This window comes from Gordonia prachuapensis (genome assembly GCF_036350515.1).
GTDB lineage: Bacteria > Actinomycetota > Actinomycetes > Mycobacteriales > Mycobacteriaceae > Gordonia > Gordonia prachuapensis.
Map to the genome: position 1 here is coordinate 218,274 of NZ_JAZDUE010000005.1, position 20,896 is coordinate 239,169.

General features: G+C 67.6%; 18 protein-coding genes and 1 riboswitch. Of the genes, 13 read left to right on the plus strand and 5 right to left on the minus strand.

The window, feature by feature from the left end; translation table 11 throughout:
* Window positions 1-100: 100 nt before the first annotated feature.
* The 4 genes from V1Y59_RS08060 to V1Y59_RS08075 all read right to left on the minus strand — a co-directional run bounded on the left by V1Y59_RS08060 (window position 101) and on the right by V1Y59_RS08075 (window position 6,908).
* On the minus strand, window positions 101-1,714 hold the full coding sequence (locus V1Y59_RS08060; protein ID WP_330504288.1) for a GMC oxidoreductase: 1,614 nt from the start codon (window positions 1,712-1,714) through the stop codon (window positions 101-103).
* A 99-nt stretch (window positions 1,715-1,813) separates the two neighbouring features.
* Window positions 1,814-3,415, minus strand: a complete 1,602-nt coding sequence (locus tag V1Y59_RS08065) for a GMC oxidoreductase (RefSeq protein WP_330504289.1) — start codon at window positions 3,413-3,415, stop codon at window positions 1,814-1,816.
* A 75-nt stretch (window positions 3,416-3,490) separates the two neighbouring features.
* The gene (locus V1Y59_RS08070; protein WP_330504290.1) at window positions 3,491-4,057 is read right to left on the minus strand and encodes a TetR/AcrR family transcriptional regulator; all 567 of its coding nucleotides are present in this window, start codon (window positions 4,055-4,057) and stop codon (window positions 3,491-3,493) included.
* Between the two features lie 34 nt (window positions 4,058-4,091).
* A complete protein-coding gene (locus V1Y59_RS08075) occupies window positions 4,092-6,908 on the minus strand; it encodes an aconitate hydratase (protein ID WP_330504291.1) in 2,817 nt (938 codons plus the stop codon).
* Window positions 6,909-7,309: 401 nt separating this feature from the next.
* Between V1Y59_RS08075 and V1Y59_RS08080 the strand changes: the two genes are divergently transcribed.
* The 8 genes from V1Y59_RS08080 (at window position 7,310) to V1Y59_RS08115 (ending at window position 15,988) form a co-directional block, all read left to right on the plus strand.
* Window positions 7,310-7,936, plus strand: a complete 627-nt coding sequence (locus V1Y59_RS08080) for an Rv1476 family membrane protein (RefSeq protein WP_330504292.1) — start codon at window positions 7,310-7,312, stop codon at window positions 7,934-7,936.
* Between the two features lie 364 nt (window positions 7,937-8,300).
* The gene (locus tag V1Y59_RS08085; RefSeq protein WP_330504293.1) at window positions 8,301-9,809 is read left to right on the plus strand and encodes an NlpC/P60 family protein; all 1,509 of its coding nucleotides are present in this window, start codon (window positions 8,301-8,303) and stop codon (window positions 9,807-9,809) included.
* Between the two features lie 317 nt (window positions 9,810-10,126).
* On the plus strand, window positions 10,127-11,320 hold the full coding sequence (locus V1Y59_RS08090; protein WP_431309127.1) for an AAA family ATPase: 1,194 nt from the start codon (window positions 10,127-10,129) through the stop codon (window positions 11,318-11,320).
* A complete protein-coding gene (locus V1Y59_RS08095; protein ID WP_330504295.1) occupies window positions 11,307-12,245 on the plus strand; it encodes a DUF58 domain-containing protein in 939 nt (312 codons plus the stop codon). The genes V1Y59_RS08090 and V1Y59_RS08095 overlap by 14 nt, the downstream gene beginning before the upstream one ends.
* Before the next feature lie 7 nt (window positions 12,246-12,252).
* Window positions 12,253-13,227 (plus strand): VWA domain-containing protein, encoded by a 975-nt coding sequence (locus tag V1Y59_RS08100; protein ID WP_330504296.1) that lies wholly within the window; start codon window positions 12,253-12,255, stop codon window positions 13,225-13,227.
* A 64-nt stretch (window positions 13,228-13,291) separates the two neighbouring features.
* Complete coding sequence (gene fabG1, locus V1Y59_RS08105; protein WP_330432027.1) at window positions 13,292-14,023, plus strand: 3-oxoacyl-ACP reductase FabG1; 732 nt, start codon at window positions 13,292-13,294, stop codon at window positions 14,021-14,023.
* Between the two features lie 46 nt (window positions 14,024-14,069).
* On the plus strand, window positions 14,070-14,903 hold the full coding sequence (gene inhA, locus V1Y59_RS08110) for an NADH-dependent enoyl-ACP reductase InhA (RefSeq protein ID WP_330504297.1): 834 nt from the start codon (window positions 14,070-14,072) through the stop codon (window positions 14,901-14,903).
* Window positions 14,903-15,988, plus strand: a complete 1,086-nt coding sequence (locus tag V1Y59_RS08115; RefSeq protein ID WP_330504298.1) for a ferrochelatase — start codon at window positions 14,903-14,905, stop codon at window positions 15,986-15,988. The genes inhA and V1Y59_RS08115 overlap by 1 nt, the downstream gene beginning before the upstream one ends.
* A gap of 35 nt (window positions 15,989-16,023) precedes the next feature.
* Here V1Y59_RS08115 and V1Y59_RS08120 read toward each other — a convergent pair whose 3' ends face one another.
* Window positions 16,024-16,827, minus strand: a complete 804-nt coding sequence (locus V1Y59_RS08120) for a hypothetical protein (protein WP_330504299.1) — start codon at window positions 16,825-16,827, stop codon at window positions 16,024-16,026.
* A gap of 90 nt (window positions 16,828-16,917) precedes the next feature.
* On the opposite strand from V1Y59_RS08120, the gene V1Y59_RS08125 reads away from it, so the two are divergent.
* From V1Y59_RS08125 to V1Y59_RS08145, 5 genes are all read left to right on the plus strand, one after another.
* A complete protein-coding gene (locus tag V1Y59_RS08125; RefSeq protein WP_330504300.1) occupies window positions 16,918-17,748 on the plus strand; it encodes a DUF3097 domain-containing protein in 831 nt (276 codons plus the stop codon).
* A 50-nt stretch (window positions 17,749-17,798) separates the two neighbouring features.
* A complete protein-coding gene (locus tag V1Y59_RS08130; RefSeq protein ID WP_330504301.1) occupies window positions 17,799-18,227 on the plus strand; it encodes an NfeD family protein in 429 nt (142 codons plus the stop codon).
* A gap of 8 nt (window positions 18,228-18,235) precedes the next feature.
* The gene (locus V1Y59_RS08135) at window positions 18,236-19,453 is read left to right on the plus strand and encodes an SPFH domain-containing protein (RefSeq protein ID WP_330504352.1); all 1,218 of its coding nucleotides are present in this window, start codon (window positions 18,236-18,238) and stop codon (window positions 19,451-19,453) included.
* A 91-nt stretch (window positions 19,454-19,544) separates the two neighbouring features.
* Window positions 19,545-19,735: riboswitch (cobalamin riboswitch) on the plus strand.
* Between the two features lie 41 nt (window positions 19,736-19,776).
* Window positions 19,777-20,502 carry an energy-coupling factor ABC transporter permease gene (locus V1Y59_RS08140; protein WP_330504302.1) on the plus strand — a complete coding sequence of 242 codons (726 nt, stop codon included), beginning with the start codon at window positions 19,777-19,779 and terminating at the stop codon, window positions 20,500-20,502.
* On the plus strand, window positions 20,499-20,894 hold the full coding sequence (locus V1Y59_RS08145; protein ID WP_330504303.1) for an energy-coupling factor ABC transporter substrate-binding protein: 396 nt from the start codon (window positions 20,499-20,501) through the stop codon (window positions 20,892-20,894). The genes V1Y59_RS08140 and V1Y59_RS08145 overlap by 4 nt, the downstream gene beginning before the upstream one ends.
* The last annotated feature ends 2 nt before the right edge of the window (window positions 20,895-20,896 follow it).

Consider the following 20,896-nt stretch of genomic DNA (forward strand, 5'->3'; position numbering starts at 1 on the left):
TCTGACAGATAGACGGCACTTCGAACCGTATTACCGATCGATCGATCGGTGTCCTGGCTCACAGTACCGCACGACGACCACGCCGGTCGCGGAACCGGTGTCAGTGGGACGCGACGAATCTGTCCATCGTGCGCTCGGCCAGCGCGGTGATGGTCAACGACGGGTTCACGAGACCGACGGCACCGGGGACGAACGATCCGTCCACGACGTAGAGGTTGTCATATCCGCGCACCGCGCCGTCCATCTCCGCCGCCCGGCCCATGACCACCCCGCCGAGACCGTGGTAGGTGCTGGCCGACCCGAAGCCGGCTGCCCGCGAGTAGATCGGGATGCCTCCGGGACGTCCATGCCGGGTCTCCGCTCGCTGACGGAACCTTTCGGCGAATGCGATCCCGCGCCTGTCGAGGTTGCTTCCCTCCGGGAACGGGTAGTTGATCTCGGCGGTGCGCGACGCGTGATCGAAGTCGATGGTGCCGCGTTCGTCGCTGTGAACCTGGATCAGATTGGTGGTCGCGGCCTTGCCGAGCGGCGACGGCAACGGTGTGGAGTGGTAGACGATGGAGGCCGGGCCGCCGGGGAGATCGTCCTCGTAGAGCCGACCGAATCCGGGTCCGCCCTGGATGTCTCCGTAGTCGTCGCTGAGAGCTGTTCGGGCGGTGAGGAAATCGCCGTTGGCCCCGAATCCGTCACCGATCCGCGGCGAGAGTTTCGGCAGGGTGCCCTTGGCGCGCGCCTCGACCAGCAGCCGAGTCGTGTGGAACGAACCGGCACCGAGGAAGAGGTGATCGGCCTCGGCTGTGACCACTCGGACCGTGCGGTACTCGTAGTCGATCACGCGGGCCTTGACGACGAACCCCGGGCGACGCACCCGTGGTCGGATCTCGAAGACCTCGTGCATCGGTTTGATCGTGACGTTCCCGGTTCGTTCGGCCGCCGGAAGGTAGTTGCGGTCGGTCGAGTTCTTGGCGCCGCTGTTGACGCCGTAGCCCAGTTCGCCGGTGATGATGGAGGGTTTCACCCTGCCGTCGAGCTCCGCCCGGACGATGTCCCAGTCGATCGCATAGTTGAAGCTCACCGGCTCTTTGCCGTACCGGCGCACGGTTTCTCGCCAGGACCGGGTCCCGATGTAGCGAGGGTGCGCCATGATGTCGGCCGGGAGCTCGGAGGCGTTGAGCATCTTCGTCGCCCGCGGATAGTAGGTGGAGGCAAGCTCGTCGTATCCGGCACGGCCCGGGAACACGTGCTCGAAGTCCTCCTTGCGGGGCACGGGCGTGAAGGCGCCGAAGGCGAGGGATCCGCCACCCACGCCGGTTCCGTACACGGCGTCGATGCCGTTGCCCTTGATCCGGTCGAGGATGCCGGGGTAGTGGTCCACCGGAATGCCGATGGTGGAGTTGATTCCCACGCTGTCGCTGAACCATGCTGCGCGGCCGTCGGTTTGCGTGAACGTCGCGAATGTGTCACCGTCCGGTCGGATGGGCCATCGGCGCCCACGCTCGAACACGGTCGTCGTGAAGCCGGCCTGCCCGAGGCGTAACGCCGCCACCGATCCGCCGAATCCGGTCCCGATCACGATGGCGGTCTTGCCGCCCGGCGCCGCGTGGGCGGGACGAACGTTGACGGCTCCGACCGTTCCGAGCGCCCCGAGGCCGACCGCCGATCGGATCAGGGTTCGTCGGGACAAGGGCGAGGTGCGCAGGATGTCGGAGTTCACGCGCAGGACGTTAGCCGCCCTAAATTAGGTTAGGCAACCCTACCGGACTGTGGGTGATCTGGATCACCTTGTGCCTGGGTGTGGTCACCGTGTCGGGCATCAGCGTGAAGCGAGGAACCGGTCCATGGTGCGCTCCGCCATGGCCAGGATGGTCAGCGACGGATTGACGAGGCCGACCGCGCCCGGCGCGAACGAGCCGTCCACGACGTAGAGGTTGTCGTAGCCGCGAACCGCGCCGTCGGGGGTCGCGGCCTGGCCGACCACAACTCCACCGAGCGCGTGATACGTACTGCCCGAACCGAATCCGAATGCTCGGCTGTAGACAGGGACGCCGAACTGCGGATAGCCGTGCCGCGCCTCGGTCATGTGATGGAAATGGCCGGCGAAAGCCGTGGCACGCCGGTCGAGGACGCTCGTGCCCTCGGGGAACGGATAGTTCATCCGTGTTCCGCCCGTCGAGTGGTCGTAGTCGATGGTCCCGCGCTCGTCGGTATGCACCTGGATGAGGTGCGTCGTGGCGGCGCCGCCGAAAGGGGACGGCAGCGGACTGGCCTGATAGACGATCGCTGCCGGCCCGCCGGGCAGTCGATCCTCACGGATCCGCCCGTAGCCGGGCCCGCCCTGGATGGGTCCGTACGCATCGCGAAGCGGGGTTCGCAGGATGACGAAATCTCCGTTCACCCCGTACCCGTCCCCGATACGCGGCGAGAGGCGCGGGAGGTGTCCCTGCGCGCGGGCGCGGACCAGCAGCGAGGTCGTGTGGAACGAACCCGCCGCCATGAACAGGTAGTCCGCCTCCGCGGTGACGATCCGCAGCGTCCGTCGCTGGTCGTCGATGACCCGCGCGCGCACGACGAAGCCGGGTCGCCGACTGCGGGTGCGGATCTCGAACACCTCGTGCATCGGCCGGATGGACACGTTACCGGTGGCCTCGGCGGCCGGCAGGTAGTTGTGGTCGACCGATGTCTTGGCGCCGCTGTTCACGCCATACGACAAGTCGCCGACGCTGATCCCGGGCGGGGCGGCACCGGCGAGTTCGCGGCGGACGATGTCCCAGTCCACCGCGTAGTCGATGAATGTCGGTTCCACCCCGTAGCGGTCGACGGTGGTGATCCAGGATCGGGCACCGACATAGTTCGGATGGGCGAGGATGTCCGGTGGCAACGGCGCCGCACGGATCATCCGCCGCGCCCGCGGGAAGTAGGTGGCCGCCAGCTCGTCGTAGTTCGTCCCAGCCGGGAAGACCAGGTCGAAGTCGGCCTTGTCCGGCTGCGCGGAGAAGGCGCCGAAGACCAGTGATCCGCCACCGACCCCGGCGCCGTACACGGCCTCGAGTCCGTTGCCCTGCACCTTCTCCAGCACGCCCGGATAGGGCTCGACCGGCACCTGGATGATGCCGGAGATGCCGGCCGTGGGACTGAACCAGGCGGCCCGCTTGTCCGGGCTCGTGAACGTGGCGAAAGTGTTGCCGTCCGGGCGGATCGGCCAGCGACGGCCCCGTTCGAAGACGATGGTGCGGATTCCGGCCTGACCGAGTCGGAGAGCTGCAACGGCACCACCGAATCCGCTGCCGACGACGATGGCCGAAGCGGACGGCGCGGCACTGCCGGGCGCGGAGACCGCGGCGATTGCGCCGAGCGCACCCACGCCCGCAGCACCCTGCAGCAAAGTCCTGCGGGTGATGTCTGTGCGTCCCGACATCGCACGGTCCACCCGCTCATCGTACGAGCGGACGACCTCTTCCGATAGGGGAGCGAAGCGCCTGGTGCGCGAAGATCAGCGCTCGACGCGGACCGACTCCTCCACCAGGTCCAGGACCGCGTGCAGATCGTCGGTGGGTTGTCCCGACGCCAGCCGGGTGATCAGTCCATCGAGGACCAGGTCGAGGTACTTCACCAGGACGTCGGTGTCGACATCGTCGCGGAGTCGGCCGGCTTGTCGGCCACGTTCGAGTCGCCGGAGGGTGGCCGCCTCGACGTCGGCGGAGTGCGCCAGCCACGCGGTCCGAAACGAGGTGTCGGTGCGCAGCTTGCGGGCGATCTCCAGACGGGTCCCGAGCCAGTCGAAATCCTGTGGGCGCGCGAGCATGTCACGCATGACCTGCACGAGGCCCTGCTCGGCGGCGACGTCGGCCATCCGCTCGGCATCTTCCTGGGCGAGCGCCAGGAACAGCGCTTCCTTGTCGCGGAAATGATGGAAGATCGCGCCCCTCGACAGGCCCGTCGACTCCTCGATCCGCTTGACGGTCGCGCCGTCGTAGCCGTACTCGGCGAAGCAATGCCGCGCGCCGTCGAGAATCTCCCGACGACGCGCGGCCAGCCGGTCATCACTGACCTTGGGCACTGAGCGTGCTCCCTGTCTCGTCGAAGCTGGGGTGTCAGCTCTTGATCATGTTCCGCAGCACGAACTGCAGGATGCCTCCGTTGCGGTAGTAATCGGCCTCGCCGGGCGTGTCGATGCGAACCACGGCGTCGAACTCGACCTTCGCGCCGTCCTCCTTGGTCGCGGTGACGTGCACGGTTTTCGGCGTCTTGCCGTTGTTGAGCTCCTCGATGCCGCTGATGTCGAACGTCTCGGTGCCGTCGAGGCCCAGCGACTTGTGCGACTCACCCTCGGGGAACTGCAGCGGGATGACGCCCATACCGATCAGGTTCGAGCGGTGGATGCGCTCGAAGCTCTCGGTGATGACCGCCTTGACGCCCAGCAGACGGGTCCCCTTGGCCGCCCAGTCTCGCGACGAGCCGGTGCCGTACTCCTTGCCGCCGAGCACCACCAGCGGGGTGCCCTGCTCGGCGTAGTTCTGCGCGGCGTCGTAGATGAACGACTGCGGGCCGCCCTCCTGGGTGAAGTCGCGGGTGTACCCACCGGTGACGTCCACGAGCTGGTTGGCGAGCCGGATGTTGCCGAACGTCGACCGGATCATCACCTCGTGGTTGCCGCGGCGGGCGCCCAGCGAGTTGTAGTCCTTGCGGGCCACGCCGTGCGAGTCGAGATACTGCGCGGCGGGCGTACCCGGCTTGATCGTCGATGCGGGGGAGATGTGGTCGGTGGTCACCGAATCACCCAGCTTGGCGAGTACCCGTGCGCCCTTGATATCGGCGACCGGTGCCGGCTCGGACTGCATGCCCTCGAAGTACGGAGGCTTACGGACATAGGTGGACTCGTCGTCCCACTCGAAGACCTTGCCGTCCGGGGTGGGCAGGTTGCGCCACCGCTCGTCACCCTTGAAGACGTCGGCGTAGTCGGCGGCGTACTGCTCGGCCGAGATCGACGACCCGATCGTCTCCTGGATCTCCTCGTTCGACGGCCAGATGTCCTTCAGGAACACCTCGTTGCCGTCGGCATCGGTACCGAGCGGATCGGTCTCGAAGTCGAAGTCCATGGTGCCGGCCAGCGCGTAGGCGATGACCAGCGGCGGTGACGCCAAGTAGTTCATCTTGACGTCGGGATTGATGCGACCCTCGAAGTTGCGGTTACCCGAGAGCACCGCGGTGGCGGTGAGGTCGTTGTCGTTGATCGCCTTGCTGATCTCCTCCGGCAGCGGACCGGAGTTGCCGATGCAGGTGGTGCAGCCGTAGCCGACGAGGAAGAAGCCCAGCTTCTCCAGGTACGGCCACAGTCCGGCCTTGTCGTAGTAGCCGGTCACGACCTGCGAACCCGGGGCCATGGAGGTCTTGACCCACGGCTTGGAGGTGAGGCCCTTCTCCACGGCCTTCTTCGCCAGCAGGCCGGCGCCGAGCATCACCGACGGGTTCGAGGTGTTGGTGCAGCTGGTGATGGACGCGATGGTGACGATGCCGTGATCGAGAACCATGTCGCCGCGCTCGGGCGAGGAGACCTTGACCGGCTTCGACGGGCGCCCCTCGGCGCCCTTCGATGCGTTGTGGGCGGGTTCGTCGTCGTCGGCGAACGACAGCTTGGCCGCGTCGGGACTCACCGACGGTGCGTCCGAGGCGGGGAAGCTCTCCTCGTTGGCCTCGTCGACCCCGTTGTGGGCGGGGGTGTTGCCCTCTTCGACGTAGTTGTGGATGTCCTTGCGGAACGCGTTCTTGGCATCCCAGAGCTCGATGCGGTCCTGCGGACGCTTCGGGCCGGCGATGGACGGGACGACCGTCGACAGGTCGAGCTCCATGTACTCGGAGTACTGCGCCTCGGCCGCATCCTTCTCCAGCCACATGCCCTGTTCCTTGGCGTAGGCCTCGACGAGGTCCAGGGTCTCCTGCGAGCGACCGGTCAGCTTGAGGTAGTTGACGGTCTCGGAGTCGATCGGGAACATCGCGCAGGTCGAGCCGAACTCGGGGCTCATGTTGCCGATCGTGGCGCGGTTGGCCAGCGGCACCTCGGCGACGCCGTTTCCGTAGAACTCGACGAACTTGCCGACCACGCCGTGCTTGCGCAGCATGTCGGTGATGGTGAGAACCACGTCGGTGGCGGTGACGCCGGGCTTGGTGGCACCGGTCAGCTTGAAGCCGACGACACGCGGGATCAGCATCGAGACGGGCTGGCCCAGCATCGCGGCCTCGGCCTCGATACCGCCGACGCCCCAGCCGAGCACGCCGAGACCGTTCTCCATGGTGGTGTGCGAGTCGGTGCCGATGCAGGTGTCCGGATACGCCACACCGTCACGCACCATGACCGAGCGCGCGAGGTGCTCGATGTTGACCTGGTGCACGATGCCGGTGCCCGGCGGGACGACGCGGAAGTCGTCGAAGGCGCCCTGGCCCCAGCGGAGGAACTTGTAGCGCTCTTCGTTGCGCTGGTACTCGATCTCGACGTTGCGCTCGAAGGCCTGCGCGTTGCCGAACGCCTCGATGATCACCGAGTGGTCGATGACCATCTCGGCGGGGGCGAGCGGGTTCACCTTGTCCGGGTCGCCGCCGAGTTCCTTGACGGCGTCGCGCATGGTTGCGAGGTCCACGATGCACGGCACGCCGGTGAAGTCCTGCATGATCACGCGTGCGGGCGTGAACTGGATCTCGATGCTCGGATCGGCGCTCGGATCCCAGTTCGCAATCGCCTCGATGTGCTGCTTGGTGATGTTCGCGCCGTCCTCGGTGCGGAGCAGGTTCTCGGCGAGGACCTTCAACGCGTAAGGGAGTTTCTCTGTGCCCTCGACGGCGCCCAGTCGATAGATCTCGTACGAATTGTCGCCCACCTCAAGGGTTCCGCGGGCGCCAAAGGAATCGATACTCACGTCTTGTCCACTCTCCTCAACGTGCCGGCGGGCTGCGCCGGCCTGCTTCTCCGACGGGCTGCGTCGGTGGTTACAGCAACGTGTGATCTCGCTGCGATCGCTGTCACCGCCCGTGTGATCGACCAGCGGGGGCGCTGTTCGCCGACCGGTGACGACACCCACGATATTAACAGTACGCACGTACTGTTAACAAACCGCCTGACGCATCGTGTTCATCCGGGCTGTGACACGGACCCGCGATTCTCCGGACTCGTCCATTCTGTCGTACGGTGCTGCAGGAGGTTTGCCGAGCTGCTGGTGTCAGTGTGAATTTAATGCTCGCGAAACCTCGCCGGTGACCCCGTGACACGCATCGCGACCCGTTGCCGGGAGTCGGTGCGGAATGATGTGAGGATGGCCAGATGAGTCCGGGTGCGACGACACAGCAGGTGCTGGCCCTTCCCTCGATGGGACTGCCGTTGCCGTCGCTCATCCCGGAGGACATCGACATGCCGGCGATACTCGCCGATGTCCGCGACGACGGTGTCGCCGCGCCCGCCGGCCAGGTCGAGGGCCTTCGTGCGGTGGTCGCCGACGCCGAGGCGGACGGCCACGAGGTCAGCTTCGTGGTGATCGAGCGGCCGATCAAGTTCGAGTACTACCGCGACATCGCGACCGAGGTGCAGTCCGAGGTCGGCGGCACCGTGATCGTGCTCGGACCCCAATCCGTGGGCAGCTCCTCCCCGTACTTCAGTCGGGTCCAGCAGGAAGAGGCCACCGACAACCTCACGCTCACCAACCCGCCGCTGGCCGCCCGGCAGATGTGGGACCAGATGAACGAGCCGTCGCTGAACTGGACCGTCATCAGCCTCGCGCTGATCGTCGTGGTCGTCGTGGGTGCGGCTCTGGCCCGGTTGCGATCGACCCGCCGGTCGCGCTCGGGCGACCGCGCGGACACGCCGGACGCCGGGTCGTCGGCGCCGGGATCTGCCGCCGGGACGTCTGCCGCCGGTTCGGGGACGACCGACCTCTCGCGCGACCTCCCGTAGGGTCGTCGCCGCATCGTCGGCGGCGGCCTCCGGACGCAGATACACGGAGCGCGGCGCCCCGCCGGATGTGGCGCGCCCGAGATTCGCCTTCGTTGCGAATTCGAGACCTTGATCCCGCTGTTGCCTTTCGTCCAGTTCACGGCATTTTGCCTGGTAATCACGCCAATGTAATTCGTGACTACTGATTTCCGATGTGTTCGATGTGACGTACGGTTCTGTTGTCGCGTGTGGTGTCCAAGTGATGGAGGGCACCACAAGTGATGCATGGTGCAGTCGCGAATTGGGGTCTCGGGGGTTCGGACGGCACCGACACCGTCACGGTGCGGACGTGGCGGGGCACGCCGCGAACGACGAGGGAGAACTGGTGAGGCGAGCTACGGTCGGAGCGGGTCGCGGAAATCTGCGATCCCGGCTCTGTGCGCTCTTGGTCATCGGCGTCCTGGGGGCGGTGGGCGTGGGACAGGCCCAGGCGGCCCCGAAGAACGGACAGCCCTCGCGCGTGTCGGGTCTGATCAATCAGATCGCGGAGGCGAACCAGAACATCGCGGACCTCGACAGTGCGGTCGCGGTCCGGCAGGAGAACGTCAACCGGGCCCTCGTCGACTACCAGAACTCGGTGGCCGCTGAGCAACTCGCCACCGTCGCGGCCAAGTCGGCCAAGCGCTCGCTGTCCGAGGCCCGACGCAAGGTCGCCCAGGCCCAGGAGGAGTTCGACACCTTCGCCCGCGACGTCTACCGGCAGGGCAGCGCGCGCAGCTCGATGGCGGAGTACGTGTCCTCCGACGACCCCGGCTCCGTGCTCGACCGCATGACGGTCATCGACCGACTCGGCAAACAACAGCGCGACACCATCGAGCGTCTCACCGTCGCCCGTAATCAGCAGGCCAATCGTGTCGCCGCCGTCCAGGCGACGCAGCGGCAGGCGGCCTTCGCCACCCAGAGCGCCGCGACCCGCAAGGACGACGCGCTGGCCGCGGTCGCGCAGGCACGGTCCGCGGTGGCATCGGAGCAGGAGCGTCGTTCCTCCCTGATCCAGAAGCGCGACAAGGTGCAGGCCTCGTTGGACAAGCTGCGCGGCGTCGTACCCAAACGTCAGGCCGAGGGGCCGTCGGCGGGGGAGCTGCTCGCGAACCTGTTCCCGGACTCGTCCGGGGTACCTGCCGCGCCCCCGGGCACCGCGCCGGGCGCCGGCGGGGACAATCAGGCGCTCGCCGTGGCGGCGCAGGCGGCGGCGAAGCTCGCACTCGACGTCGGACAGCAGGTCCTCGCCGGTCTCGTCGGTCAGCAGCAACTGCCCCATTCCGAACTGCTCGACGAACTCGGTGTCGGGGGCACCGACATGACCGGCAGCGGCCCCGATTCGCTGAGTTCGGCGATCGGCAGTGGCAGTCTCGGGTCGTTGTTCGGCAGTTCCGGCGGTGGTGGCGGCATGGTCCGCCCCGGCCTGCGGGGGCCGCAGGCCGTGGAGATCGTGGTCAATCGGGCGCTGTCGCAGCTGAACGTGCCCTACGCCTGGGGAGGCGGTGACGCGAACGGCCCGACCCGCGGCATCCGCGACGGCGGTGTCGCCGACAGCCACGGTGACTACAACAAGATCGGTTACGACTGCTCGGGGCTGATGATCTACGCGTTCGCGGGGGTCGGCATCGAACTGCCGCACTACACCGGCTATCAGTACACGTCGGGGCCACAGTTCCCGCTGTCGCAGATGCGTCGTGGGGACATGATCTTCTACGGTCCGAACGCCAGTCAGCATGTCGCGCTGTACCTCGGTGACAACAAGATGATCGAGGCCCCGCAATCGGGAGACGTGGTCAAGGTGTCGCCGTTGCGGACCGCTGGCGCGATGCCCAACGTCGTTCGTCTGCTCTGATCGGGTCGCCCATGTCGGGGCCACGTCGCAGGCCGCGCGGTTCTGCTCGGTGCGCGGTTCGGCTCTGGTCACGCGGGCCGGTTCGGGTCACGCGGGTTGTCGACGGCCAGCGTCAACCGAGTCGAGCTGCGTGACCGTAGACGACCCGCGTTACCCGAAATAGTGTGGGCACCTACCGGCCACGTCGCGGTTCGCAACGCGGGACCCTTCTTGGCCGCTTTTCAGAGAACGCGACTACGCTGGCAGCGACAGGCCGCCCAGACACCGCTGACGCACAACCGACCTGCGCAGCACGTCGACGGAACAGGAGCACCCGCTTGACCTCTTCGCATCCCCCGGCCGAATCCGCGGGCGGAGCCGGCCCAGACGGATCGGTCATGTTGTCCGACAGTGACGTCAAACTGCTCGAGCGGGCGATCTACGAGGTCAAACGGGTCATCGTCGGGCAGGATCAGCTCGTCGAACGCATCCTCGTCGGTCTGCTCGCCCGTGGGCACATCCTGCTCGAGGGTGTCCCGGGTGTGGCGAAGACGCTGGCGGTGGAGACCTTCGCGACGGTCGTCGGGGGTTCGTTCTCCCGTGTTCAGTTCACCCCGGACCTTGTCCCGACCGACCTCATCGGCACGCGCATCTACCGCCAGGGCAAGGAGGAGTTCGACACCGAGCTCGGTCCGGTGGTCGCGAACTTCCTGCTCGCCGACGAGATCAACCGTGCCCCGGCGAAGGTGCAGTCCGCGCTGCTCGAGGTGATGGCCGAGCGTCACGTCTCGATCGGTGGCACCACCTACCCGATGCCGGAACCGTTCCTGGTCATGGCCACCCAGAACCCGATCGAGAACGAAGGCGTGTATCCGCTGCCGGAGGCGCAGCGTGACCGGTTCCTGTTCAAGGTGCTCGTCGACTACCCGTCGGTCGAGGAGGAGCGCGAGATCGTCTACCGGATGGGTAACGTACCGCCGTCGGCGACCCCGGTGCTCGACCCGGAGACGATGATCCGACTGCAGCGCACCGCGGCCAATGTCTTCGTCCACCACGCGTTGGTCGACTATGTCGTCCGCGTCATCAACGCGACCCGTCGTCCCGCCGAACTCGGCATGTCCGACGTCGCCGCATGGCTGTCCTATGGGGCGTCGCCTCGCGCGACCCTCGGCATCGTCGCGGCCGCGCGGGCGCTGGCGCTCGTCCGGGGACGCGACTACGTGATCCCACAGGACGTCGTCGAGATCATCCCGGACGTGCTTCGTCATCGTCTCGTCCTGAGCTACGACGCGCTCGCCGACGAGGTCGACGCCGATCAGGTGATCACCCGGGTGCTGCAGACCGTGGGCCTGCCGCAGGTCGGGGCGCAGCCGGTCGCGGCGGGCGGACACCCCGGTGCGGCCCCCGGTCAGCCTCAGCCGAATGTGCAGGCGCCGCAACAGTATCCGGGTCAGAACGGCGCCCCGGTGAACCAGACCCAGGTGAACCAGACGACGGCGAATCAGACGACACCTCGGTATGCCGGCCAATAAGGATCTGCCGTCGCTGGGCGCAGGGCTGCTCTCCGAGCCACAGCTCACGGCGGCGTTGAAGACGCTGGAGCTGACCGTGCGTCGCAAGCTCGACGGCGTCCTGCAGGGTGAGCACCTCGGACTGATCCCCGGACCCGGGTCCGAGCCGGGGGAGGCACGTGCCTATCAGCCCGGCGACGACATCCGACGGATGGAGTGGTCGGTCACCGCGCGCACCACACAGCCACACGTCCGGCAGATGATCGCCGACCGCGAACTGGAGACCTGGCTCGTCGTGGACGCGTCGGCGAGCCTCGACTTCGGCACCGTCGATTGCACGAAGCGTGACCTGGCGGTGGCGGCCGCGGCCGCGCTCGTTCATCTCACCTCGGGCGGGGGAAACCGGCACGGCGCCATCGTGGTCACCGGCGACCGACTGGTTCGTGTGCCGGCTCGTGGCGGTCGCGCCCACGCCCAGAATCTCCTCAAGGCGATCGCCACCACCGCTCGGTCCTCGACCGGCGTTCGGGGAGATCTTCATGCGGGCATCGAGGCACTGCGCCGACCTCAGCGCAGGCGCGGATTGGCCGTGGTGATCAGCGACTTCCTCGGTCCGATCGACTGGGAACGGTCGTTGCGCGCGATCGGCGCCCACCATGAACTGCTCGCGGTGGAGGTACTCGATCCGCGTGACCTCACGCTGCCCGATGTCGGTGAGGTGAGTCTCGCCGACGCGGAATCCGGTGAAGTACGCGACATCACCATCACTCCCGCGGTCCGGCGCGACTTCGCTGCCGCGGCGCGGGACCATCAGGCGAAGGTGCATCGGACCATTCGCAGTTGCGGTGGCCCGGTGCTGGGTCTGCGCACCGATCGGGACTGGATCACCGACACCGTCAAGTTCGTCGCGCAGCGTCGGCGCGGCCTGGCCGCCGGGGTCGGGTGAGCGGCGAGTGTCATTCCTCGCGAGCCCATGGTGGCTCCTGCTGCTCCTGGTCGTGGCCGGCCTGGCCGCCGCCTACATCTACGTCCAGCGTCTGCGACGCAAGCGGGCGCTCAGGTTCGCCAACCTCGACCTGCTGAACCGGGTTGCGCCGGAACAGCGCAACCGCTTGCGGCACGTACCCATCGCGTTGCTGTTGGTGTCGTTGATCCTGCTGGTCGTAGCCGTCGCGGCGCCCCAGGCCGATCGGCGGGTGCCACGGAACAAGGCGACGGTGATCCTGGTGATGGACGTCTCGCGGTCGATGAACGCCACCGACGTCGCGCCGTCGCGGATCCGCGCCGCACAGGACGCCGCGCGGACGTTCGCCGACGAGCTCACCGACGGCATCAACCTCGGGTTGATCTCGTACGCCGGTACCGCCTCGACGCTGGTGTCGCCGACACCCGACCACAACGCGACGAAGGCGGCCGTCGACAAGCTACGACTCGACGACAAGACCGCCACCGGTGAGGGGATCTTCGCGGCGATCCAACAGATCCAGACACTCAACGCCGTGCTGGGCGGCGACGCGGCGGCACCGCCGGCCCGGATCGTGCTGCTCTCCGACGGCAAGGAGACGGTGCCCGACGACCCCGACGACCCGCGCGGGGCATTCACCGCGGCCCGGAAGGCGAGCGAGGAGAAGATTCCGATCTCGACGATCTCGTTCGGCACGATGAACGGGACCGTCGACCTCGAGGGTGACCAGGTGCCCGTCCCGGTCGACGACGAATCGCTGCGCAAGATCGCCAATCTGTCCAGTGGGCAGTTCTTCACCGCGGCCAGCCTCGACGAACTCAACCGGGTCTACGAGACGCTGCAGCAGCAGATCGGGTACGAAACGCGTCGCGGCGACAACTCCCGTCCATGGCTGATCGCCGGTACGTTGTTGGCGCTGCTCTCGGCCTTCGCCGCACTGGCCATCAACCGACGCCTGCCCTGAGCGAACCGTGGCGCGAGCAGCCCACCAGAGGACCGGATTCCGACGAACGGATAAGTTGACCACCATGGCAGACAGCAACGAAGCTCAGCAGGTCTCCCGCTCGGTCCTCGTGACCGGTGGCAACCGCGGGATCGGCCTCGCGGTCGCTCGCCGTCTCGCGGCCGACGGACACAAGGTCGCGGTGACCCACCGCGGGTCCGGTGCGCCCGACGGCTTGTTCGGGGTGCAGTGCGACGTCACCGACAACGCCTCGGTGGAGCGTGCGTTCGACGAGGTGGCCGAGCACCAGGGGCCGGTCGAGGTCCTGGTCGCCAACGCCGGGATCACCGACAACATGCTCCTCATGCGGCTGTCGGAGGAGTCGTTCGAGAAGGTCGTCGACGCCAACCTCACGGGTGCGTTCCGTTGTGCGAAGCGGGCCACCAAGGGCATGCAGCGCGCCAAGTGGGGCCGGATGATCTTTCTGGGCTCGGTTGTCGCGACGTCGGGTATCCCCGGTCAGGCCAACTATGCGGCATCCAAGGCCGGCCTGATCGGCCTGGCCCGCTCGATCGCCCGTGAGGTCGGATCGCGCAACATCACCGCCAATGTCGTCGCGCCCGGCTTCATCGACACCGACATGACCGCCGCCATGGAGGACCGTTACATCGAGATGGCCAAGCAGGCCATCCCGCTGGGACGGACCGGAAAGCCCGAGGACGTGGCGGCCGCCATCAGCTTCCTTGCCTCCGACGAGGGCGGCTACATCACCGGCGCGGTGCTGCCCGTCGACGGCGGCATGGGCATGGGCAACTGACGCCCGCCGACTCGCCGATCAGACCACCAGACACCAGGAGCGAACCGTGACAGGAATTCTCGACGGGAAGACCGTCCTCATCACCGGCATCATCACCGACGCGTCGATCGCGTTCCACGCCGCGGCGATGGCCCAGGAGCAGGGCGCGAAGGTGATCATCACCGGGATCCCCGAGCGTCTCCGCCTCATCGACCGCATTGCCAAGCGGCTTCCGCAGGAGGTGCCGCCGGCGATCGGACTCGACATCACCAGTGAAGACGACCTCGACGCGCTGGCCGGCAAGGTCGCCGAACTCGCCCCCGAAGGCGTCGACGGCGTCATGCACTCCATCGCATTCGCGCCGCGCACCCTGATGGGTCCCGACGCCAAGCCGTTCCTGGACGGACCCGGTCCAGATGCCGCGAAGGCCTTCGAGATCTCCGCCTGGAGCTACGCGTCCCTGGCACGCGCGGTCCTGCCCGTGATGAACGAGGGCGGGTCGATCGTGGGTATGGACTTCGATCCGCGCACCGCGCTGCCGTATTACAACTGGATGGGCGTGGCGAAGGCGGCGCTCGAATCGGTCAACCGGTATGTCGCCCGCGAAGTCGGCACCGCCAAGAAGATTCGTTCCAATCTCGTTGCGGCAGGGCCGATCAAGACCCTGGCGGCGAAGGCGATCGCCGGAACCGCGACCGACGATGCCAAGCAGTTGAGCATGCTCAACACCTATTGGGACGGAGCGTCGCCGATCGGATGGGACGTCGACGATCCGACCGTGGTCGCGAAGTCGGTGTGCGCGTTGCTCTCCGACTGGTTGCCGGCCACCACCGGTTCCATCGTCTACGTGGACGGCGGCGCCAGCCACAACACCTGGTTCCCCGAGAACTTCGCCGGATAGTGGCCGACACCGCGGCTGGATTCGACGCCGTCCTGTTCCTCAGCTTCGGGGGACCGGATGGACCCGAGGACGTGATGCCGTTCCTGGAGAACGTCACTCGTGGCCGTGGGGTACCCCGTGAACGGCTCGAAGCCGTGGCCGAACACTATCTGCATTTCGGCGGCGTCTCACCGATCAATCGACTCAACCTCGACATGATCGACGCGTTGCGGTCCGAACTGGAGGCGCGAGATCGCCGATTGCCGGTCTACTTCGGCAACCGCAACTGGCATCCGATGGTGGAGGACACCGTCGCGGAGATGTTCCGTGACGGCCATCGCCGCATCCTGGTCTTCCCGACGTCGGCGTGGGCGGGCTACTCGGGCTGTCGCCAGTATCACGAGGACATCGCACGGGCGCTCGACGCGTTGGCGCGCTCCGAGCCGGCCAGTGTCACCGACGATCCGACCCTGTTGAGGAAGATCCCGCAGTACTGGGACGCCGACGCGATGATCGACGCCGGGGCCGACGCGATCACCCGGGCGGCGGGCGCGTTGCCGGCCGGCGACGTCCCGCCGCGGCTGGTGTTCACCGCCCACTCGGTTCCGTTGTCGGCCGACCGCGCCGCCGGACCGGCATCCGACGGCGGCGGTCTGTACTCCCGTCAGGTGTACGCCGCCGCCACTGCGGTCGCCGATCGAGTCGGCCACACCGACTTCGACCAGGTGTGGCAGTCGCGATCCGGGCCGCCGCAGGTGCCGTGGCTGGAGCCCGACATCTGCGATCACCTGGAAGAGCTTGCCGCCCAAGGGGTCCGCCAGGTGATCGTCTACCCGGTCGGGTTCATCTCCGATCACCTCGAAGTGGTGTGGGACCTCGACAACGAGGCCGCCGACGTCGCCGCACGACTCGGGATCGACTACGTCCGCGCCGACACGGTGGGTACCGACCCGCGCTTCATCCGGCTGATCGCCGACCTCATCGAGCGATACGCCGACGGCGGTGGCGACCTCGACGCGATGGGCTGCGCCGACAACGGGAAGACGTGCTGGCCGGATTGCTGTGTGCCCGCGGTGCGGCCGGCGCGCGCGAGCGGCGCTTCGTAGCCCGCCCGCCCGACGCCTCGCGCGCGTCGGTCCTGTCAGGGGCCGGTCGGCAGGTGTTCGCCGATCACCCGATTGACGGCGGCTGCGCGTGCGTTGCGGGCGAGGGTGGCGAGCCGACGTAGTCCGGCGTCACCGGTTTCGACGTGGCCGGCAGTGACACCGAAGGTCGGTACGTGCGCTCCGGCCATCGTGACGATGGCCTCCACCCTTGCCGCGGAGTCGATCACGCGCGTCGCGCGGGCATCGTCATGCGGGGGGAGATCGACCTGATGGCGGGCCGTGAGCGTCGCCAACGTCGCACGCAGTGCGGCCGGACGCACCCACAGGTCAGAGCCACCGAGTCCGCCGATGATCTCGGCCGTCTCCCGAATCGCTTCGCGGAGATCGTATTCCAGCTGCGCCAGGGATTCGGCCGTGGTCATCTCGACGGGCTGTTCGTAACGGTGGACGCCCCAATGGCAGACGTCGCCCACCAGGGTCGGGACCAGACCCACCGTCATGTTGCCGGCGTGGTCGTCGATCAGCAGGATCTCACCGGCGTCGAGCGCCGCGGCGGTCGCGGGGCCGGGCGGGAGTCCCTGCGGGTCGCCGGCGGTGGGCAGGCGCACCGCGAGCCGTCGACCGCGACGGACCAGCGCGAGCAGCCCGAGTCGGGAGTGCTCTGCGAGATCCGGCGGCAGCGCGTCCCCGTCGACCACGTGGCGGTCGGCGAAATCGCCGAGGGTGTCGGTGACGTCGTCGGGGCCGCAACGCCCGGCCGACCACGCCGCGGCCCACGCGCCGAGGGCACAGCCGGGCCACGCAGGTGGTCCCGGGGCGATGAGGTCGGTGCTGGTCATGGCCTCTCCACGATAGGCGAGTCGGGCAATCGCCGATCATCCGGCGTGGCGGTCACGGCTACGCGGCGATGCGTCCTACGGTGACTTCTCGTGAGCGCTGACCGGTATGGACGTGACGTGCTGGCGAACCCTCGCCGAGCCAAGCCCCGAGCCCCCGAGATCGCTGCCGACCCAGATCTCGTGGTGGAAGACGCCGCCACCGGTTTCTGCGGCGCGATCGTCGGCATCGAGAAGAGCTACTCCGGGGACCTCGTGCGCCTGGAGGACCGGCACGGCGCAACCCGCGTGTTCCTGATGCATCCCGCCGGGTTCCTGATCGACGGGCGGCCGGTGACCCTCGTCCGCCCCCGATCGCGGGGTCCGCAGACACCGGCCACGACCGCATCCGGTTCGCGGACGGTCCGACCGGCCCGCGCGCGCACCGCTCGCGCCAGCCGCATCTTCGTCGAAGGTGTGCACGATGCGACGTTGCTGGAGCGCGTCTGGGGTGACGACCTCCGCGTCGAGGGCGTCGTCGTGGAGAGTCTCGACGGATTGGACAACCTCGCCGACGTCCTCGGGGTGTTCGGTCCCGCCGCGCATCGTCGGGCTGGTGTGTTGGTGGATCACCTGGTCGCGGGGTCGAAGGAGATGCGGCTGACCGGGGGCGTGGGGGAGCACGTACTGGTGTGCGGCCACCCGTTCATCGACGTCTGGGAGGCGGTCAAACCGGCCTCGGTCGGCATCCGTGCGTGGCCGAAGGTTCCCCGCGGCGTCGACTGGAAGACCGGGGTGTGCCGCGAGTTGCGCTGGGGCACACCGCAGGACGGATGGCGTCGAGTGCTCTCGTCGGTCCGGAGCTACGCCGACCTCGAGGTCGATCTGTTGCGCTCGGTGGAGGAACTCATCGATTTCGTCACCGCCGCCGACGGGGACCGCTGACCCCGATTCGGACGAAACGTGCAAACCGTGACGTCTGGCACACTGGAGTCATGACCGCTCTGTTGTGGCTCGCCGCCGCGATCGTCCTGGTCATCGCCGAGATGTTCGGCGGCGACCTGGTACTTCTCATGCTGGGCGGGGGAGCGCTGGCCGCGGCCGGCGTGGATTTCGCACTCGAGCCCCCGCTCTGGGTGGATGCGGTCGTGTTCGCGGTTGTCTCGGTGCTGTTGCTGGTCGTCGTCCGGCCGGTGGCCCGGCGCCACATGCTCAACCGCCCGCAACTGCTCACCAATACCGAAGCACTCGAGGGGAAGCATGCCGTCGTGACCGAACGTGTGGATTCGCACGACGGCCGGGTCAAGATCGGCGGCGACGTCTGGTCGGCCCGGACGATGGATCCGGGTGAGGTGATCGAAGCAGGCGCCGAGGTCACCGTCGTGCAGATCGACGGCGCCACCGCAGTCGTCTGGAAGGGGTGACGGAGAACATGGAGTATGCCGGGTTGGTGGTACTGGCCCTGCTCGTCCTGCTCGTGGTCGTGGTGCTGGTCAAGTCCATCGCACTGATTCCGCAGGCCGAAGCAGCGGTCATCGAACGCCTCGGGCGCTATACGCGGACGGTGTCGGGACAGCTGACCTTGCTGCTTCCGTTCATCGACCGGATCCGCGCCCGCGTGGACATCCGTGAGCGGGTCGTGTCGTTCCCGCCGCAGCCGGTCATCACCGAGGACAACCTGACCCTGTCCATCGACACGGTGGTCTACTTCCAGGTGACAAACCCGAAGTCGGCGGTCTACGAGATCGATGACTACATCGCCGGTGTGGAACAACTGACGATCACGACGCTGCGCAACGTCGTCGGTGGGATGACCCTCGAGGAGACGCTGACCTCCCGCGACTCGATCAACGGGCAGCTCCGTGGTGTGCTCGACGAGGCCACCGGTCGCTGGGGTCTGCGCGTCGCGCGCGTGGAGCTCAAGAGCATCATGCCGCCTCCGTCGATCCAGGAATCGATGGAGAAGCAGATGAAGGCCGACCGGGAGAAGCGCGCGACGATCCTGTCGGCCGAGGGTCAGCGCGAGTCGGCCATCAAGACCGCCGAGGGCAACAAGCAAAGCCAGATCCTCGCCGCCGAGGGTGCGAAGCAGGCGGCGATCCTGGCGGCCGAGGCAGACCGGCAGTCGACCATCCTGCGGGCCCAGGGCGACCGGGGCGCGTCGTATCTGAGGGCTCAGGGTGAGGCCAAGGCCATCGAGAAGACGTTCGCCGCGGTCAAGGCCAGCAAGCCCACCCCGGAATTGCTTGCCTACCAGTATCTGCAGCAGCTGCCGGAGATGGCCAAGGGCGAGGGCAGCAAGGTCTGGGTCGTCCCGTCGGACTTCGGTTCGGCCCTGCAAGGTTTCGCGAAGTCGTTCGGCGTGCAGAGCGACGACGGGGTGTTCCGCTACGAACCGACCGACGATGAGCCGTCCGCGGTGGACGAGTCCGAGACCGAGGACTGGTTCTCGTTGGCCTCCGACCCGAAGGTCGCCCAGGCGGTCGCCGAGGCCGAGAAGGTGGCCCGTCGTCCCGTCGATCCCGAGATCGCCACCCGCCGCACCCGCGAGTTGTCCTATGAACGCACTGCGGCGCCCGCCCCCGATGCGTCCGACGCAGGGTCCGCCGTTCCTCCGGCAGCGCCACCCGCCGACCAGCAAGGGACGTGATCTGTCCTCGCCCCTGATCCGGGCCGGTGAGGTGATAGATCCCGTCGGAAGCAGCTGTGTCGGTGATGGCACGTCCGCCCTCAGGGTTTGTTAAGCTCCGTCACGCTGCGGTGAACGGGAACCCGGTGTGAGACCGGGGCGGCCCTCGCCACTGTGAACGGAGATGCGGCGTCCGAGAAGCCACTGCTCGAATCGGGGCGGGAAGGCGGACGCCGGTGGTCGAGCACCCTCGGTGATCGGCCGGCCGTGAGCCAGGAGACCGACCGTGGCATTCGATTCCGAATGCCCACGAGGGGTTGGGCGGAAAGGCACACGGTACTTCCATGCACATAGCAGAGGGCTTTCTGCCCCCGGCGCACGCGGTGGCCTGGACCGTCGCAGCGGCGCCGTTCGTCGTCTACGGCGCCAGGCAGGTCGTCGTCACCGTCAGACAACACCCGTCCTCGGGTCCGCTGCTGGCCGCGGTCGGAGCGTTCTCGTTCGTCATGTCGGCCATCAAGCTGCCGTCGGTGACAGGGTCGAGTTCACACCCCACGGGCACCGGGCTCGGCACCGCGATATTCAGACCACCCGTCATGGCGTTCCTCGGTACGATAGTGCTGCTGTTCCAGGCACTGCTGCTGGCGCACGGTGGGCTCACCACTCTCGGCGCCAACGTGTTCTCGATGGCGATCGCCGGCCCGTGGGCGGGATTCGCCGTGTTCTACGCACTCCGCAGATCCGGGGTCGGAGTGCTCCCTGCGGTCTTCGCGCTGGCCTTCGTCGCTGATCTGGTCACCTACGTCGTGACGAGTTTCCAGCTGGCCCTCGCCTTCCCGGCGTCGGAAGGAGGTTTCTGGGAGAGCTTCGGCGAGTTCATGGGCGTCTTCGCGATCACCCAGGTGCCGCTCGCCATCGTCGAGGGGCTCATCACGGTGGTGGTCGTCCGAGTGCTCATGCAGGTGGCCGCATCCGAGCTCCTGGGTCTCGGATTCCTCAAACGCACGGAGGTGCCAGACGGCGCCGGCGATGGTCAGGAGCAGACCGACCGTGAGGAGGCAGCCCGATGACCGGAACCGACGCGAAACGCGGTTCGAGTAACCGTTCCGTACTGATAGTGATGCTCGGACTGCTGGCGATCGCGGTCGTGATCGCGGTCGGATCCCTGCTCTACGGATATGCGCAGGACGCCGACGCGGAATTCGGTGGCGCCGATGGCCAGGCAGAGGAAGTGATCGTCGAGGTCGACCCGGAGTACGAGTCATGGTTCTCGCCTCTGGTCGGTGAGCTTCCCGGCGAGGTCGAGTCCGGCCTGTTCGCGCTCCAGGCAGGGATCGGCGGGATCGTGCTGGGTTTCGGAATCGGATGGTATGCGGGACGAAACAGAGGCCGCAGCGAAACCCCGGCGGTGAGCTCCGCGCCCGCGTCCTTGGCAGCCGATACGGATCGTCCCGGCGACTGACG